Source organism: Streptomyces sp. NPDC058741, from assembly GCF_042746715.1.
Classification (GTDB): domain Bacteria; phylum Actinomycetota; class Actinomycetes; order Streptomycetales; family Streptomycetaceae; genus Streptomyces.
Genome location: NZ_JBHYQH010000020.1, coordinates 32,045 through 49,440, shown reverse-complemented (window position 1 = coordinate 49,440; position 17,396 = coordinate 32,045). Strand labels below are relative to the sequence as shown.

Below are 17,396 nucleotides of genomic sequence, written 5' to 3'. Positions count from 1 at the left end.
CCCGGACGGGACGACTGCGGCCCCGCCGCAGTGCCCGGCCCGCCCCGGATGTCCCCGCGTCGGGGCGGGGGAGGCGTCCGGGTTGGTGCCCGGCCCGGATGTGCCCGCGTCGGGACGGGCGCGGGCGGCGGGGTCTGCGGCGGTCCCCGCGTCGGGGCGGGGGAGGCGTCCGGGTTGGTGCCCGGCCCGGCCCGGATGTGCCCGCGACGGGACGGGGAGGCGTCAGGGGCTCAACGAGGTGTGTGCGCCGACACGTCCGGCCACTGTGCGCTCAGCGTCCGCACGGTCTCCGCGATGGCCGGACGCCGGGCGGCCCCCGTCCGCCACAGCGCGTACAGGCGCCGCACCGGCATCGGGTCGAGCGGCACCTCCACCACGCCCGGGGGCAGCGGCCCGCGCCCCAGCCGCGGCATGAGCGCGACGCCGAGCCCGGCCGCGACCAGGGCGACGAGGGTCGGGTTCTCGTCGGCCTGGTGGACGATGTCCGGCTCGTGCCCGGCCGCCCGCAGGGTGCGCAGCAGCCAGTCGTGGCAGACCCGCCCCGGCGGCTGGCAGATCCACCGCTCCCCGCACAGCTCCCCGCGCCGTACGCCGTCGCGCCCGGCGAAGGGATGCCCCTCGGGGACGAGCAGATCGCACAGGTCGTCCCCGATGACGAGCTGTTCGACCCCGGGCGGGGCGGGCAGCGGCGCGATGTCCCAGTCGTGCGCCACGGCGAGGTCGACGGCGCCCTTCGCCACCAGGTCGACCGACAGATGAGGGTCGACCTCGGTGAGCCGGGCGTCCAGGGCGGGGTGCCTGCGGCCCAGCTCGGCGAGCACGGCCGGCATCAGCCCACGCGCCGCCGACGCGAACGCCGCGATGGTGAGCCGCCCCGCGGGCAGGCCCCGCCGCTCCTCCAGTTCGGTCTCCGCACGCTCCACGATGGCCAGCAACTCCCGGGCGGCGTCGACCAGTTGCCGGGCCTCGTCGGTGAGCCGCACCCCCCGCCCCTCGCGCTCCAGCAGCACGGTCCGGGTCTCCCGCTCCAGCTTGGCGATCTGCTGGGACACGGCGGACGGCGTGTACCCGAGCGCCACGGCGGCGGCGCCGACCGTGCCGTGGACGGAGACGGCGTGCAGGGCGCGCAGTCGCTGGAGGTCGAGCACGGGAGCCCCTTCCATGGCCCGCCGGGCGACCCACGGGCCCGGCGATGCCTTCGCTTAGCGATGCTTCATCCAACCATGCAGCAATCATCGCTGGTGCTTCACGGTCCGGGGCGGCGATGCTCAGGGCATGCGTCCTTCCCACACCGCCCTCGCCGTCCTGGTCGCCGCCGTCTGGGGTGTCAACTTCACGGTCATCGAGATCGGCCTGGACCACTTCCCGCCCCTGCTCTTCTCCGCCCTGCGCTTCCTCGCGGCCGCGCTCCCGGCGGTCTTCTTCGTGGGACGCCCGAAGGTGGCGTTCAGGTGGATCGTGGCGGTGGGCCTGGTGCTGGGGGTGGCGAAGTTCGGCCTGCTGTTCGTCGGCATGGACGCGGGCATGCCGGCGGGGCTGTCGTCCCTGGTCCTGCAGATCCAGGCGGTCTTCACCGCGGGGTTCGCCGCCCTGGCCCTGGGCGAACGGCCGTCCCCCGTCCGCCTGCTGGGCATGGCCGTCGCCCTGTCCGGCATTGCCGTGGCGGCCGCGGACGAGGGCGCCTCGGGCCCGCTCGGCGCCTTCGTCCTGGTGATCGTGGCGGCGGCCTGCTGGGGCGCCTCCAACGTGATCACTCGCAAGGCGGCACCGCCCGACGCCCTGAACTTCATGGTGTGGGTCAGCACGGTGCCGGTCCTGCCCCTGCTGGCCCTGTCCCTCCTCGTCGAGGGCCCGTCCCGCGACCTGGCGGCCCTGCGCGCCCTGGACTGGCAGGGCGCGGGCACGGTCCTCTACGTCGCCTGGATCACGACGGTCCTCGGCTTCGGCGTGTGGGGCCTGCTCCTGCGGCACCACCCCGCCTCGACGGTGGCGCCGTTCTCCCTCCTGGTCCCGGTCTTCGGCATGTCCTCGGCGTTCCTGTTCCTGGACGAGCCGGTGAGCCCGCTGCGCTGGGGCGCGGCGGCGCTCCTGGTGGGCGGGGTGGCGCTGACGTCACTGGCACCGGGCCGGGGCGCACGACCCGGCCCGCGGCCCACCGGACCCGCCTCCGTGCCCACCCCCGAGATCGCGGTCGGGAACGCCGGTGCGGCCGGGACGGCGCCGGGGAAACCCTGAAGCGGACCGCCGCCGGCCCAGCCTCAGGCGGACTCGTTCAGCAGCCGGGCCAGGTGGTCCCGTCCGGGGCCGAGCAGGTCCGGCAGGGGGGCCGCCGACTCGTACCACCGCTTCTCGTACTCCCAGCACAGCCAGCCGTCCCAGCCGTGGCGGGAGAGTACCTCGACGCACTCGGCCAGCGGGAGGACGCCCTCACCGAGGGGGAGGGGGGTCAGGTCCTCCGGGGAGGCGATGTCCTTGACCTGGACGTAGCCGAGGTGGGGGGAGAGGGCCGCGTAGGACTCGGAGGGCTGTTCGCCGCCGAGCCAGGTGTGCATGACGTCCCAGAGGGCGCCGACCTGGCGGTGGCCGACCAGTCCGAGGACGCGCATCGCGTCGGCGGCGGTGCGGTGGGAGTCGTGTGTCTCGAGCAGGATCCGCACGCCCAGGTCGTTCGCGTGCTCGGCGGCCGTGCCCAGGCGCCGGGCGGCCGTCGCGTCGGCCTCCTCCGGCGTCTGGACGTCCAGGTCCCCGCCGGGGAAGACCCGGACGTACGGGGCGCCGAGGTCGTGGGCCAGGTCGAGCAGGGCGCGGATCTCTGCGAGGACGGGCTCGTCATCACCCGGCGCGGCGACCCGCGCGTAGCCCGCGAGACCCAGGAGTTCCACGCCCGAGCCCTTGAACTCGGCCGCCACCCCGGCCCGCTGCCCCGGGTCGAGGTCGGTGTGGACCGGCTCCTCGGGGTGGGCGCGCAGCTCCACTCCGTGGTAGCCGTTCGTGGTCGCGAGCCGCAGCACATCGGGCAGGGGCAGGCCGGGGACACCGAGGGTGGAGAACGCCAGCTTCATGTCGATGGACACTACCCGCGACCCCCGCCCTCGATTCCCCTTCGTCGCTCCGGTGTTGCGTGAAGATCCGCACGCGTCGCGTACCCGGCCGTCCGCGTGCTGCTGGACCCCGCGGCCCGGGACCAGGGCCGTCGGACGGCCTAGCCCTCCGTGGTCGCCGCCCGGTACACGCACACCTGCGCCCCGGTCCTGGCCGTGGTCGTCGAGACCAGCTCCATCGGGCGCTTCATCCCGTCCTTCGGGAAGACCGACTTGCCGCCGCCGAGGAGCACCGGCATCACGATGAGCTGGAGCTCGTCCACCAGGCCCTCGGACAGCAGCGTCCGCACGAGCGTCGCGCTGCCCATCATCGCGATCTCGCCGCCCTCGCTCTCGTGCAGCTCCCGGATCCGGGCCACGGCCTGGCCGCCGGGGATGAGCTCGGAGTTGTTCCAGGTCAGGTCGCTCTCGGTGAGCGTGTCGGACACGACGTACTTCTTCAGCGCGTTGATCCGGTCGGCGAAGGGGTCCCCGGCCCGCTCGGGCCACGCCGCCCCCATCGTCTGCCACGTGCGCCGCCCGAACAGCAGCGCGTCGGCCCGGCCCAGCGCCGCGTCGAAGGCGCCGCCCAGCACCTCCTCGTCGAAGTACGGGTGCGACCAGCCGCCGTGCGCGAAGCCCCCGTCGGTGTCCTCCTGCGGCCCGCCGGGGGCCTGCACGACACCGTCCAGGCTCATGAACTCGGTGATGGCGATACGCATGGGACTCACTCCGGTTTCTCGTTCAAGCGATCACGACGCTGAAGGCCGCGCCCTGACGGCGCCACCGACGGCACTGCAGACCCGCGCACGACGCGAAACTCATCGCCGACGGCGAGAGAGAAGACCTGAATGTCGTGTGCAACGTCGACGTCGAGGTCCGGCCGGCGGACGGCCCGTGTCGGAGCGCGACCGTGTGCACCGTCGCGGAGGTCGAGCGCCTGACGGAAGGGGGCCCGGACCGGCGAGGAGCCGGGCGGGCGCTGCTTCTCGTGCTCCGACGGCCTGATGTCGGGAACGCCGGCATCGAGAACACGGCCCGGGTGCTCGCCGGCCTGCTCGGCTCCGGCGGGTTCGGGCAGGTCCTCCAGCGGCTCGACGACGCCTGACCGTCGCGGCCACCCGGGTCGGGACGGAGCACTGCCGATCCGCCGGCTCCCGCGCACCGCGGGTGACGGACCGGGCGGGGGCCTCGGCAGCCCGCCCGCTCAGCCCTCAGGAGACCCGCGGCACCCCTGAGGAGCCGCGCACCATCAACTCCCCGCGCACCGAGGCGATCCCCCCGGGCGGTGCCTCCTCGCGCCCCATCGCGATCCGGCCGGCCCGGGCCCCCGCCTCCGCCAGCGGCAGCCGCACCGTCGTCAGCGAGGGCACCGCGTCGATGCTGAACGGCAGGTCGTCGAAGCCCGCCACCGACACGTCCTCCGGGATACGCAGCCCCGAGTCCCGCAGGGCCGCGCACGCCCCCAGCGCGACGGAGTCGTTGGCGGCGACCACCGCCGTCAGGGACGGGTCCCGCCGCAGCAGTTCGAGCGTCGCCTCGTAGCCGGACCGCCGGTCGTAGCGGCCGTGCACGGTCCAGCCGGGGTCCTCCTGGATGCCGTGCGCGGCGAGCGCGGCCCGGTGTCCCTCCAGCCGGTGCCGGGTGGTCGTCCGCTCCTCGGGGCCGGCGATGTACCCGAGCCGCCGGTGCCCGAGCCCGATGAGGTGCTCGGTGAGCTCCTGCCCGCCCCCGCGGTTGTCGAAGGTCAGGGCGATCGCCCCCGTGTCCGGCGCGGGCGGCCGCCCGCAGAGCACGACCTTCGTCCCGGCGCCGGTCAGCTTGCGCACCTTCGCGTCCATCGCCGCCTGGTGCGCCGCGTCCACGATCGCCCCGCCGGTGAGCACCACGGCCGCGGCCCGCTGCCGTTGCAGCAGGGTGAGGTAGGTCAGTTCCCGCTCGGGGGAGCCGCCGGTGTTGCAGACCACCGCGAGCCGCTCCCCGCCGGCGCGCCCGCCCGGCCCGCCGATCTCGGCCTGGATCGCGCTCGCCATGATGCCGAAGAACGGGTCGGCGATGTCGTTCACCAGGATGCCGACCAGGTCGGAGGTGGCGGCGGCCAGAGCGCTCGCGGGCCCGTTGAGCACGTAGTCCAGCTCGTCGACGGCCTTCAGCACGCGCTCGCGGGTGGAGGCCGCCACGGGGTAGTTCCCGTTCAGCACGCGCGACACCGTCGCGGGTGAGACCTGCGCACGGGCCGCCACGTCCGCCAGGGTCACCGTCATCTCGTCGTCCTCCGGTCGCGCTTCTCGTCGTCCGCCCTCGTACACATCCAGACCCGGGGGCATGGTTCCGTGCAGGTCGCGGCACGTTCGCCGCGTCCTCTCCCCGCCATGGCTCCGACCAGACCTTAAGCCCATGGCCCCCACCTGTTCGCCCCCTCGAACAGGTCGTCCGGGTCGCCGTCTTGTCCGGACCGCCGCCAGAGGCTAGCTTCTCCCTGTATAGAAAGCGCTTGCTGCACCGCTCGCCAGTCGGGCGTACGCGGCGCGACGACCGCGTACGAAGGGAACGACGTGACACGCAAGACGGTGCGTATCGCCATGAACGGCGTCACCGGGCGCATGGGCTACCGCCAGCACCTGGTCCGCTCCATCCTCGCCCTGCGCGACCAGGGCGGCCTCGACCTCGGCGACGGCACCGTGCTGTGGCCCGAGCCGATCCTGGTCGGCCGCCGCGAGCACGCGCTGAAGGCGCTGGCCGAGCGGCACGGGCTCGAGCACGTCTCGACCGACCTGGACGCGGTCCTGGCCGACGAGACGGTGGACGTCTACTTCGACGCGCAGGTCACCTCGGCCCGCGAGGAGGCCCTGAGGAAGGCCGTCGCCGCCGGCAAGCACATCTACACGGAGAAGCCCACCGCCACCGGCCTGGACGGCGCCCTCGAACTCGCCCGGCTGGCGAACGGGGCCGGCATCAAGCACGGCGTCGTCCAGGACAAGCTCTTTCTCCCCGGCCTGCTGAAGCTGAAGCGCCTCGTCGACGGCGGCTTCTTCGGCCGGATCCTGTCCGTGCGCGGCGAGTTCGGCTACTGGGTCTTCGAGGGCGACTGGCAGGACGCCCAGCGCCCGTCCTGGAACTACCGGGCCGAGGACGGCGGCGGCATCGTCGTCGACATGTTCCCGCACTGGGAGTACGTGCTGCACGAACTGTTCGGCCGGGTGAAGTCGGTCCAGGCCGTCGCCACCACCCACATCCCCCAGCGCTGGGACGAGAACGGCATGCCCTACGACGCCACCGCCGACGACGCCGCCTACGGCATCTTCGAGCTGGAGGGCGGCGCCGTCGCCCAGATCAACTCCTCCTGGGCCGTGCGCGTCAACCGCGACGAACTCGTCGAGTTCCAGGTCGACGGCACCGACGGCTCGGCCGTCGCCGGCCTGCGCAACTGCCGCGTCCAGCACCGCTCGGCCACCCCCAAGCCGGTCTGGAACCCCGACATCCCCGTCACCGAGGTCTTCCGCGACCAGTGGCAGGAGGTCCCGGACAACGCCGAGTTCGACAACGGCTTCAAGGCCCAGTGGGAGCTGTTCCTCAAGCACGTCTACGCCGACGCCGCCTACCACTGGGACCTGCTGGCCGGCGCCCGCGGCGTGCAGCTGGCCGAGCTGGGCCTCGCCTCCTCGGACGAGGGCCGCCGCATCGAGGTGCCGGAGATCTCGCTGTGACCATCCGACTCCCGGACGGCGACGGCTCGACGCGGATCTACGAGCCCCGCACCGAGCCCCTCGTCGTCACGTCCGGCACCCCCTTCACCTCCCGTACGGTCTTCTCGGCCGCGCACGTCGTCGCCGACCCGTACGCGGACGTGTCGCCCGGCTCGCCCGCCGCCGTCGACTGGGACACCACCCTCGCCTTCCGCCGCCACCTGTGGTCGCACGGCCTGGGCGTCGCCGAGGCCATGGACACCGCCCAGCGCGGCATGGGCCTGGACTGGGCGGGCGCCGCGGAACTGGTCCGCCGCTCCGCCGCCGAGGCCAAGGCGGTCGGCGGCCTGATCGCCTGCGGCGTCGGCACCGACCAGATCGCCTCCGGGACGCTGGAGGACGTCCGCCGGGCCTACGAGGAGCAGCTCGCGGTCGTCGAGGAGGCGGGCGCGCAGGCGATCCTGATGGCCTCGCGTGCCCTGGCCGCGGCCGCCGAGGGGCCGGAGGACTACCTGGAGGTCTACGGGCACCTGCTCCGCCAGGCCTCCGAGCCGGTGATCCTGCACTGGCTGGGCCCGATGTTCGACCCGGCGCTGGAGGGCTACTGGGGGTCGGCGGACCTGGACGCCGCCACCCGCACCTTCCTGGACGTCGTCGCCGCGCACCCCGACAAGGTCGACGGCATCAAGGTCTCCCTGCTGGACGCGCGGCGCGAGATCGACATCCGCCGCCGCCTGCCGAAGGGCGTCCGCTGCTACACGGGCGACGACTTCAACTACCCCGAGCTGATCGCCGGCGACGACCAGGGCTGCAGCCACGCCCTCCTCGGCATCTTCGACCCGCTGGGCCCGCTGGCGGCCCAGGCGGTCCGCGCCCTGGACACGGGCGACGTCCAGGGCTTCCGGGGCATCCTGGACCCGACGGTCGAGCTGTCCCGCCACCTCTTCCAGACCCCCACCCGCTTCTACAAGACGGGCGTGGTGTTCCTGGCGTGGCTGGCCGGGCACCAGTCGCACTTCACGATGGTCGGCGGCCTGCAGTCGGCCCGTTCGCTGCCGCACCTCGCCCGGGCCTACGAACTCGCTGACGGTCTGGGCCTGTTCCCCGACCCGAAGTCGGCGGAGGAACGCATGAGGTCGCTGCTGGGCGTGTACGGGGTGGACCAGTGAGCGGATCGCCGGAGCGCTTCTCCATCAACCAGATGACGGTGAAGCAGCTGTCGATGCCGGATCTCGTCGAGGCGTGCGGCGAGCTGGGCGTCCGCAACGTCGGCCTGTGGCGGGAGCCGGTGCGGGCGTACGGCCTGGAGGCCTCGGCCGAGCTGGTCCGTGACGCGGGCCTGACGGTGACGACGCTGTGCCGGGGCGGCTTCCTCACGGCGATCGACGCGCGGGAGCGGGCCGAGGCGCTGGCCGACAACCGCCGCGCGATCGACGAGGCCGCCGCGCTCGGCACGGACACGCTGGTGCTGGTCTCGGGCGGTCTCCCGGCGGGCTCGAAGGACCTGCACGGCGCGCGGGAGCGCATCGCGGAGGCACTGGCGGAACTCGGACCCTGCGCCGAGCAGCACGGTGTGCGCCTCGCGATCGAGCCGCTGCACCCGATGTACGCCGCGGACCGCTGCGTGGTCTCCACCCTGGCCCAGGCCCTGGACCTGGCGGAACGCTTCCCGGCGCGGCAGGTCGGCGTCACGGTCGACACGTACCACGTCTGGTGGGACGACACGGCCCCGGCGCAGATCGCCCGGGCCGGCGCGGCGGGCCGTATCCACACCTTCCAGCTCGCCGACTGGACGACCCCGCTGCCCGAGGGCGTCCTGACCGGCCGCGGCCAGATCGGCGACGGCGCGATCGACATGCGGGAGTGGAAGGGACACGTGGAGGCGGCCGGATACACCGGTCCCATCGAGGTCGAACTGTTCAACGACGCGCTGTGGGCCCGGGACGGCCGCGAGGTACTCGCCGACACGGTGGCACGCTTCGTGCGGCACGCCGCATAGGGCCGTCACGCACGCCTGCCCGGAGCGCGAGCCGTGGGGTGCCGGACCGGACGTCGGCGCCCGCCGGCACCCCACCGGGCCGTGGTGTCGATTCCGCCCGGCCGCCGGTGGACTCAGGGCTGGTCGTGTGGCGCCTCGAGCGCCTTGGTGAGGTGCCGTGCGATGACGGCGACATGCGGGGGGTCGATGAGGGAGAGGTGGTCGCCCGGAACGGGCACGACGTCGAGATCGGGGCACAGCGGCGCCCAGCCGAGGTCCGCCTCCGTTCTCAGGTACCGCGGGTCGAGAGCGGTCGTCAGGGGTTGCGGCTGCTGCGCCCGGTAGAGCACGACGGGGACGTCGGTGGGCCGGGGCGTGTACCGCTCCCCGAGACGCGCGTCGATGTACGACGTCCGCTGGTGTTCCATGATCCCTGGACTCATGTCGAGACCGGCCTCGGCCACCTTGCGCATGACGACGTCGATGTGCCGCCGCTCGGGGGTGCGTGCCAGCTCGTCGTACGAGAGATGCAGCTCGCGTCCATAGGTGGTGCGCACATACTCCGTGAACCGTCTGAAGCGTTCGATGAGTTGGTCCGGGCCGAGGTCGGGCAGCGCGGCGGGAAGGATCGTGTCGATGAGTCCGAGGAACCCGACGCGTGCCCCCGATCCTCGCAGTTGCAGGGCGGTCTCGTACGCGAGGCAGCCGCCGAAGGACCAGCCGAGGAGGTGATACGGGCCCTCAGGCTGCAGACCCCTGATGAGGGAGACGTAGGTCGCGGCCTTCTCCTCCAGCGTGTCCCCGTCGTCGAAGCGCTCCATGCCGTACACGGCCTGGTCGGAGGGCAGCAGCTTGACGAGGGGCTGGTAGACGGACGTGGGGCCACCGGCCGGGTGGAAGGTGAACAGCGGATGTTTCCCGCTGCCGGGCAGCGGGGCCCGGAGAACGGTGACGGCTTGGTTGCCAGGTGAGTTGACCGCCGGTCGGATCAGCTCCGCGATGTCGGCCACCGTCCGTTCCTCCAGCACCGACTCGGCGGTGAGATCCAGGGCCACACCGCCCAGGCGGCCACGGATGGTCTCCACCAGTCCTTGTGCCGTGCGCTCGTCCCCACCGGCTGCGGCGAAGTCGCTGTAGATGTCCTGGGGACGCTCCGCCAGGACTTCGCCCCAGGCCCCGGCCACCAGGCGCTCGGCGGCGTCACGGGGCTGGATGGAGGTGGGCAGGGCAGGTACGGGAGGCGGGGAGGGAGGCGTAGCCGTCGCCTCGGTGGGTGCCTCGGCGGTGGTGCCGGTGCCGGCCGTGTCTCCCCCCAGCCCGAGGCTTTCACGGACGGTGTCCGCGACCTCCTGGAGCGTCGCACCCCGCAGCATGAGGTCGGGGGGCAGTTCGACGCCGAAGTCCTGCCGGACCGCGTGACGGATGCGGACCGCCATGAGGGAGTCCAGGCCCAGCCGGGGGAGGGGCACCGTCTCGTCGAGGTCCGGCACCCCGAAGCCCATGATGGCCGCGACTCGTTTGACCAGACGCCCATGGACCTTGCCCGCCGCACCGTCGCCCAGCGCCTCGATGCCGTCGGGCCCCGCCCAGCCGTCCTCTCCGGCGTCGGCGCCGTCCTCCACCGCATCGGTGAAGAAGGGGACGGAGGAGACACCGGGGTAGGCCGCCAACACCCGGTCGCTGTCGAAGTGCACCACCCCGGTGTGTGTCCGGTCGTGGACAACGAGCGTCTGCAGCGCGTCCAGTCCCTCTTCCCTGCCGAGAGGCCGCAGCGCCGTCGCACGGCCGTCGGGGACACCACCGGCACCGCTCCACGGACCCCAGGCGATGGACGTCGCCGGCCTGCCCTCCGACCGGCGCCGCTGCGCCAGGGCGTCCAGCCACGCGTTGGCGGCCGCGTAGACGGACTGACCGGGCGAGCCCATGAGCGCGGCCGCCGAACTGTAGAAGACCCACCAGTCGAGGTCATGGGCGCCCAGAGCCTCTTCGAGGCGCATCGCGCCGATCACCTTGGGGCGGAGCACGGTGTCGACGTCGTCCGCTTCGACATCGGTGATCAGCCGGTCGTGCAGGACACCCGCGCAGTGCGCGACGCCGCGCAGCTCGTGGCCCTGGTCTGTCGCGGCCCGCACCAGGCGTGAGGCCACTCCCGGTTCGGCGATGTCCCCCTGGACCACCGTGACGGCCGTTCCCCGGCCGCGCAGCTCGGCGATGACCCGCTGCGCCTCGGGCGCGGGAGCGCGTCGGCCGTTGAGGACGAGGTGGCCCGCGCGCTGGCCGGCGAGGCGCCCGGCGGTCGCCAGGCCGAGACCGGTGAAGCCGCCGGTGATGATGTAGGCGCCGTCCCGCCGCACGAAGGGCTTCTCGTACTGCTGGGCGGTCGGCTCAGCGGAGGTGAGGCGGGCGACGAGCCGGGTACCCGCTCGCCAGGAGACCTCGTCCTCCTGGCTGTCGCCGAGCAGTTCCTGCAGGAGTTCGTCGGCCGACGCAGGTGTCGCGTCCACGACAGTCGCCCGCAGTGCGGGCTCCTCCAGGGCCAGCGCTCGTACGAGCCCGCGCAGGCAGGCCAGCCTCGGCTCTCCGGGTTCCCCCGGGTTCACTGACCGGGCCCCTTGCGTGACGCACCACAGCCGGGGACGGCCTTCGGCCCCGCCGGCACAGAGCCGTCGCGCGATCGCGAACGCCGTGTGCAGAGCGCCGGTGTCCCCGGGACCGGCGGACGGCCCGACCAGGAGCAGCACCACGGCCGTGCGCTCGTCCTGGCCGGTGCCGCCGAGCCAGTCCGCGAGCACCCGCTCCACGTCGGGGGACGAACTCGCGCACGTGGTGGTCCTGACCTCCTTGTGTCGCAGCGCCGCTTCGAGGGCGGCCGTCACGCTGCCCTCGGTGCGGAGGGCGGGCTCGTCGGACACAAGCAGCACACGGTCCAGTCGCCCGGGCAGCGGAACGGGCGACTTGCGCCACCGGATCTCGTAACTGAGTGCGTCCAGGGGCCTGGGAACCTCGTGGCGGTCGGTGGAGCGGAACTCCACTCCTCGGGCACTCACCCGGGTCCGGGCCCCGCGCGCCTCCAGGTTCCAGGCCGGGCTGACGCCGCCCGGGACGGCACGGTCGTCGGCTCCGCGCCGCACGGGCGGCGAGGGCTCCGGCCGCAGCCCTTCGACGGTGACCGGTTCGTCCGTCGACAATCGCTCGATGTGAAGGAAACGCACAGCAGTGGGGACCGGGGACCGGTCGGGACCAGGGAAGCCGTGCTCAGCGGGCTCCGGCGTACGCGTCGGCGCGTAGAGCAGCGCCGTGAGGAGGTCCTCACAGTGTGCGGAGGCCGGTTCGCCAGGTGCCGCATCGGCCGGTACCCACCGGCCGACGACAGCCGGCGTATCGGCGGCGCCGTCACGTTCCTCCGCCGGCGGGTCCGTACGGACACGCACCCGAGCGGACGCGTGGCAGCGCCAGGAACCGTCCGCGGCACGCGCGTTGACCGTGACGGTCGCGTGGTCGTCGGCGGTCTCCCACGCGATGGTGACCGGTGTGCTCCTGGTGAGGGGGAGCCACTGGTGGAGGGTGAGGTCCTCGAGGCACAGACCGGTGACGGCGTCGTGCCCGTGGACCTCCCGGCTCGCGGCGATCACGAGCGCGGCGGCCCGCGGGAGGTTGAGCACCGGCTGTCCGTGGAGGAGACACTCGGGCCGGTCCGTGCCCGCCGTTCCGAGATCGGCCTGCCACAGTACGGCGTCGCCGCGGGGATCGTCCGTGCGCAGGCCGAGCGTCCGGTCGCCGTGCGCCGAGCCCGCAGGCACACCGGTCACGCCCCGGTCGAACCAGTAGCGCTCATGGCGCCAGGCCGGGCTGGGGAGCGCGACCCGCCGGCCCGCCGGCCAGAGCAGTTCCTCGTCCACGCGCACGCCCGCGAAGTGGAGGCGGACGAGCGCGGCGCGCAGGTCGGCCGGCTCGTCGCCCCGTTTGTGGAGGGTCGGGACGATCAACCGGTCCGGGGTGCCGCCCGCGGCCTGGGCGGACTCGCTGACGGGCACGAGAGCGACGGGGTGCGGCGAGATCTCCAGGAAGACGTCGTTCCCGTCACGGACGGCTGCCTCGACCGCCTGGTGCAGCCGTACGGGGCGCCGGACGTTGGCGCACCAGTAGGCGGCGTCGGCGACGGCGTGTTCGCGTGGTTCGTCCAGGACGGTGGAGTACCAGGGCACTTCGGCCGGACGAGGGCACAGCGGGCTGAGGGCCTCGCGCAGTTCCGGGAGGACGCCTTCCACCGCCGGGGAGTGACCCGCCCCGCCCACGTTCAGCAGACGGGTCAGCCGGCCCCGCGCGGACAACTCGTCCACCAGCCGGCGTACCGCCTCCGCCGGCCCGGAGACGGTGCACCGGTACGGAGAGGAGTGCACGGCGATCTCCACCCCCGGGAACCGCCCCAGGACACCGGCTCGTTCCCCGACGGGCAGCTCGATGGCTGCCATGGCGCCGGAGCCCTGGGAGTCGATGGCGGACAGCAGTGCCGAGCGGTGGCGTACGACGCGCAGGCCGTCGGCAGGGGTGAGCGCACCGGCGATCACCGCGGCGCTCACCTCTCCCACCGAGTGGCCGATGACGGCGGCAGGCCGGACACCGTAGGCCGCGAGGGTGCGTGCCAGCGCGACCTGCAGGCCGAACAGCGCGGGCTGCGTGTGGTCGACGCCTTGCCCGGCCGGCGAGTCGAGGAGGTCATTCAGCGAGTAGCTGCCCGTCTGCTCCAGGTAGACGGGGTCCAGGGCACGCACCTCGGCTTCGAAGAGCGGATCGCCGGCGAGGAGTTGCCGCCCCATGTCCTTCCACTGGGAGCCGTGCCCCGAGAAGACGAAGACCGGTCGGCGCTCCTCACCCCGTTGTGCCGCCGAGTGGTCCAGGCAGGGCATGACGACGCCCACGCCCTCGTCCTCGCGTGCGAGAGCCGCCAGCATGCGGGCCGCCTCCTCGTGGGTGCGTGCGATCACGGCGGCGCAGGCCTCCCCGCTGCGGTGCCGGGCGAGGGTGTGCGTGAGGTCCCGCAGGGGAGGGGCGTCGTCGGATGCCGTCAGCCGGGCGAGCGCGGTCGCGGCGTCCTGCAGGCGTTGCCGGGACCGGGCGGACACGACCAGCACGTGCCGGTGCTGCGAGGGCGCTTCGGAGCCGTGCCCCGGCGCGTCCCGGCGGCACGTGGCGCCGCCGGACGCCTGCTCGAGCACCACGTGCGCGTTGGTGCCCCCGAAGCCGAAAGCCGATACGCCGGCACGGGCCGGCCGGGTCCCTCGTTCGGGCCATGCGGTGGGGGACGAGACGACCCGCAGCCGCAGCTCGTCGAAGTCGATGTGCGGGTTCGGTGTCCGGAAGTGCAAGGTGGGCGGGATAAGGCCATGGTGCAGGGCGAGGACGGTCTTCACCAGACCGACGATCCCCGCGGCGCCTTCGAGATGTCCGAGGTTGCTCTTCACGGAGCCGATGAGCAGTGGCTGGTCGGCGGGCCTGCCGTGTCCGATGACGGCCCCCAGTGCACCGGCTTCCATGGGGTCGCCGAGGAGGGTGCCCGTCCCGTGCGCCTCGACGTAGTCGATCGTGGTGGGCTCCACCCCTGCCTTGCCCAGTGCGTCGCGCAGCAGGTTCTCCTGAGCCGTCGGGTTGGGTGCCATCAGTCCGGCCGATCTGCCGTCGCTGTTGACCGCCGTGCCCTTGATGACGGCCAGGACGCGGTCGCCGTCGCGCTGCGCGTCGTCCAGCCGCCGCAGGACGACGACCGCGCACCCCTCTCCGCGGGCGATGCCGTCCGCCGCCGCGTCGAACGGCTTGCAGCGCCTGTCCGCCGCCAGCGCCCCCGCCTGCTCGAACGAGGCCGTGATGGTGGGCAGCAGCAGGACGTTGGACCCGGCGGCCAGAGCGGTGTCGCACTCGCCGGTGCTCAGGCTGGCGCAGGCTTGGTGCACTGCCACCAGGGAGGAGGAACAGGCCGTGTCGAGCGTGACGCTGGGGCCGTGCAGGTCGAACAGGTAGGACAGCCGGTTGGCGGCGATGCTTCCCGCGGCGCCCGTGGTGGTCCACGGCGTGAGGCGGTGGGGATCGGCGGTGGTCAGGTGCCCGTACTCGACGGCACTGAGTCCGACGAACACGCCCGTGTCACTGCCCGCGAGGGAGTGCGCCGGCCGTCCGGCATGGTCCAGGGCCTCGCAGGCGACTTCGAGGAGCAGACGCTGTTGCGGATCCATCACCTCCGCCTCTCGCGGGGTGATGCCGAAGCAACTCGCGTCGAAGGCGTCGATGTCGTCCAGGAAGGCGCCCTGCCCCACCACCTCTTCGACACCCGTGGCGGTACGGAGGGCGGACGCGACGGTGTGCCGGCGCCCCGCGGGCAGGTCCCCGACGAAGTCACGGCCGTCCACGAGCTGCTTCCAGAACGATTCCGGGCCGGTGACGCTCCCCGGGAGGCGGCAGCCGAGACCGACCACGGCAATGGGACAGGGCTGTCCCGGTACCCGCTCCCGCGCCCCCCGCTCCTCGTCGTCGTGTTCCTGCCCCGCCGACTCCTGGACCTCACCGAGACGTTGAGCGAGCTGCTCGATGGTCGGGGCCTCCCACATCAGCGTGGCCGGCAGGGGCAGTTCCAGCATCTGTTCCAGACGGCCGGCCAGCCCGACGGCGGCACGCGAGGTCAGCCCGTAGTCCACCAGGAGACGGTTGTCGTCGATCTCCGCCTCCGGCACGGCGACGCTCTCGGCGACGAGCCGGCGCAGAACCGGCCGCAGCTCACCGGCCGTGTTCACACGTCGGCCGGGTGCCGAAGCCGCTTTCCTACCCGCATCCATGTGCCTCTCCTTGCCGGCGCCCGAGGGACGCCCGACGGTCTGACCCGATCTCCGCGGCCGTCCACCGGCCCGCCGCGTACTGATCACGGCATGCGCCACGGGCCACCTTGCCGCTCGTGGTCTGCGGGACGGAGCCGGGCGGCACCAGTACGACATCACGGACGGCGACGCCGTGCCGGGCGGCGACCGCGCTGCGCACCGCCTGCGTCACCTCGTCGGCGGTGGCCCCGTCGACGGCACACTCCCTGACGTGCTCAGCCACCACGACCAGGTGTTCCCCCGCCCCGGTGGAGACGGCGAAGGCGGCGACGTGGTGGGGCCGAACGGCCGGGTGCGCGTTCTCGACCGTCTCCTCGATGTCATGCGGGTAGTGGTTGGTGCCATCGATGATCACGAGGTCCTTCAGGCGCCCGGTGATGTACACCTGCTTGTGGTGCCATACACCCAGGTCCCCTGTGCGCAGCCACCCATCGCCTCCTTCCTCGCCTCGCAGCACCGCCCGGAACGTCGCGTCGGTGTCCTCCTGAAGGTTCCAGTAGCCGCGGCCGATGTTCGGGCCGCGCAGCCAGATCTCACCGATGTGACCGTCCTTCTGGCGCCGGCAGGACGCGGGATCGACGATGGCGAGTTCCTGACCGGTGGGACGACCGCACGCCACGATGTCCAGGGACGGCTCTTCGTCGGCGGTGTCGACCGCACTCGCGACTCCCCGGCCCAGGGCGTCACGGGCGAAGGACGTGACCGTCGGTTCCTCGCCGAGAGGTGAGGCGGAGACGAAGACGGTGGCCTCGGCCAGCCCGTACGAGGGACGCATGGCGATGCGGCTCAGTCCGGTGCGGGACAGCATGGCGTGGAAGTGCTCCAGGGTGCGGGCTCCCACGGGCTCGCTGCCATTGACCATGGCGGCGACGGATTCGAGAGAGAGCTCGGCGAGGTCACCTTCGTCGAGCCTTTGGACGCAGTAGTCGTAGGCGAAGTTCGGGGCCGCCGTCAGCGCGCCGTGATGCCGGGTCAGCAGGCGCAGCCACCGCACCGGCTGCTGGATGAACGCCAGAGGGTCCATGAGGACGGAGGGCAGGTGGCCCAGGACGGGGATGGCGACGGCGAGCACCAGCCCCATGTCGTGGTACAGCGGCAGCCACCCCACGGTGCAGTTGCGTCCTCGCTGAAGGTCGTACGCCTCCATGGCCTGGCGGGCGTTGGCACACACATGGGCATGCGCGATCTCCACCCCGGACGGCGTACGAGTGGAACCCGAGGTGTACTGCAGATACGCCAGATCGGTCGGCTTGACGTCGAAATCGACCGGGGAGTCCTGGGCGGCGTCCCGCAGTTCCGTCTCCGTGACGATGCGGCAGGTGGAAGGGACGCCGTAGCGCGTGCAGAAATCCGCGAGTTCCTTGCGATGTCCTTCGACGGTCAGCAGAAGAGCGGGGCTCGCGTCCTTGAGCACCGCCGCGAGTTTCTCCGCGTGTCCGGGCAGAGAGGGAGTGAACATCGGGACAGCAATGGTGCCCGCACATGCGGATGCCAGGAAACCGACGACGTATTCCAGACCCTGCGGAGCGACCACCGCCACTCTGTCGCCTGCCGCGCAGAGTTGCCGAATTCCGGAGCCTGCGGCACGAACCCGCTGCTCGATCTTCTGCCAGGTCAGGGAAGTGGTCACTCCAGCAAGATCTGCCCTGTAGTCCACGAACGTGAAGGCTTTTTCGTCGGGTGCGGCAGCCGCCACGTGGGCGAGATGATGGCTGAGTGTGTTCGGCGTCAGTGCTGGCACGTGGTCACCGCACTTTCGTTGAGTAGGCGAGAACAGTGCAACCCGTAC

11 protein-coding genes are annotated in these 17,396 nt (G+C 72.8%); 5 read left to right on the top strand and 6 right to left on the bottom strand.

What is annotated here, in order from left to right:
• Positions 1-230: 230 nt before the first annotated feature.
• On the bottom strand, positions 231-1,148 hold the full coding sequence (locus ACFW6P_RS18105) for a LysR family transcriptional regulator (protein ID WP_386348200.1): 918 nt from the start codon (positions 1,146-1,148) through the stop codon (positions 231-233).
• A gap of 127 nt (positions 1,149-1,275) precedes the next feature.
• On the opposite strand from ACFW6P_RS18105, the gene ACFW6P_RS18100 reads away from it, so the two are divergent.
• The gene (locus tag ACFW6P_RS18100; protein WP_386348197.1) at positions 1,276-2,235 is read left to right on the top strand and encodes an EamA family transporter; all 960 of its coding nucleotides are present in this window, start codon (positions 1,276-1,278) and stop codon (positions 2,233-2,235) included.
• A 23-nt stretch (positions 2,236-2,258) separates the two neighbouring features.
• On the opposite strand, the gene ACFW6P_RS18095 is transcribed toward ACFW6P_RS18100, so the two are convergent.
• Positions 2,259-3,062 (bottom strand): sugar phosphate isomerase/epimerase family protein, encoded by an 804-nt coding sequence (locus tag ACFW6P_RS18095; RefSeq protein ID WP_386348736.1) that lies wholly within the window; start codon positions 3,060-3,062, stop codon positions 2,259-2,261.
• Between the two features lie 140 nt (positions 3,063-3,202).
• Positions 3,203-3,802 (bottom strand): dihydrofolate reductase family protein, encoded by a 600-nt coding sequence (locus ACFW6P_RS18090; RefSeq protein ID WP_386348195.1) that lies wholly within the window; start codon positions 3,800-3,802, stop codon positions 3,203-3,205.
• A 191-nt stretch (positions 3,803-3,993) separates the two neighbouring features.
• On the opposite strand from ACFW6P_RS18090, the gene ACFW6P_RS18085 reads away from it, so the two are divergent.
• A complete protein-coding gene (locus ACFW6P_RS18085) occupies positions 3,994-4,188 on the top strand; it encodes a hypothetical protein (protein ID WP_386348193.1) in 195 nt (64 codons plus the stop codon).
• A 106-nt stretch (positions 4,189-4,294) separates the two neighbouring features.
• Here ACFW6P_RS18085 and ACFW6P_RS18080 read toward each other — a convergent pair whose 3' ends face one another.
• The gene (locus ACFW6P_RS18080; RefSeq protein WP_386348190.1) at positions 4,295-5,344 is read right to left on the bottom strand and encodes a LacI family DNA-binding transcriptional regulator; all 1,050 of its coding nucleotides are present in this window, start codon (positions 5,342-5,344) and stop codon (positions 4,295-4,297) included.
• Between the two features lie 291 nt (positions 5,345-5,635).
• On the opposite strand from ACFW6P_RS18080, the gene ACFW6P_RS18075 reads away from it, so the two are divergent.
• Genes ACFW6P_RS18075 through ACFW6P_RS18065 form a run of 3 tightly spaced genes read left to right on the top strand, consistent with a single transcriptional unit; the run spans position 5,636 to position 8,765 of the window.
• On the top strand, positions 5,636-6,787 hold the full coding sequence (locus tag ACFW6P_RS18075; RefSeq protein ID WP_386348187.1) for a Gfo/Idh/MocA family protein: 1,152 nt from the start codon (positions 5,636-5,638) through the stop codon (positions 6,785-6,787).
• Positions 6,784-7,935 carry a dihydrodipicolinate synthase family protein gene (locus ACFW6P_RS18070; RefSeq protein ID WP_386424093.1) on the top strand — a complete coding sequence of 384 codons (1,152 nt, stop codon included), beginning with the start codon at positions 6,784-6,786 and terminating at the stop codon, positions 7,933-7,935. The genes ACFW6P_RS18075 and ACFW6P_RS18070 overlap by 4 nt, the downstream gene beginning before the upstream one ends.
• Positions 7,936-7,967: 32 nt before the next feature.
• Positions 7,968-8,765, top strand: coding sequence for a sugar phosphate isomerase/epimerase family protein (locus ACFW6P_RS18065; protein WP_386348733.1), 798 nt, complete (start codon positions 7,968-7,970; stop codon positions 8,763-8,765).
• A 113-nt stretch (positions 8,766-8,878) separates the two neighbouring features.
• On the opposite strand, the gene ACFW6P_RS18060 is transcribed toward ACFW6P_RS18065, so the two are convergent.
• Positions 8,879-15,526, bottom strand: a complete 6,648-nt coding sequence (locus ACFW6P_RS18060) for an SDR family NAD(P)-dependent oxidoreductase (RefSeq protein WP_386424091.1) — start codon at positions 15,524-15,526, stop codon at positions 8,879-8,881.
• Positions 15,527-15,554: 28 nt separating this feature from the next.
• On the bottom strand, positions 15,555-17,303 hold the full coding sequence (locus tag ACFW6P_RS18055; RefSeq protein WP_386348730.1) for a fatty acyl-AMP ligase: 1,749 nt from the start codon (positions 17,301-17,303) through the stop codon (positions 15,555-15,557).
• Positions 17,304-17,396 lie beyond the last annotated feature (93 nt).

Coding starts and splice junctions, on each gene's coding strand:
- ACFW6P_RS18080 (WP_386348190.1), bottom strand. CDS start 5,344: ATGACGGTGACCCTGGCGGACGTGGCGGCCCGTGCGCAGGTCTCACCC.
- ACFW6P_RS18065 (WP_386348733.1), top strand. CDS start 7,968: ATGACGGTGAAGCAGCTGTCGATGCCGGATCTCGTCGAGGCGTGCGGC.
- ACFW6P_RS18090 (WP_386348195.1), bottom strand. CDS start 3,802: ATGCGTATCGCCATCACCGAGTTCATGAGCCTGGACGGTGTCGTGCAG.
- ACFW6P_RS18100 (WP_386348197.1), top strand. CDS start 1,276: ATGCGTCCTTCCCACACCGCCCTCGCCGTCCTGGTCGCCGCCGTCTGG.
- ACFW6P_RS18095 (WP_386348736.1), bottom strand. CDS start 3,062: ATGAAGCTGGCGTTCTCCACCCTCGGTGTCCCCGGCCTGCCCCTGCCC.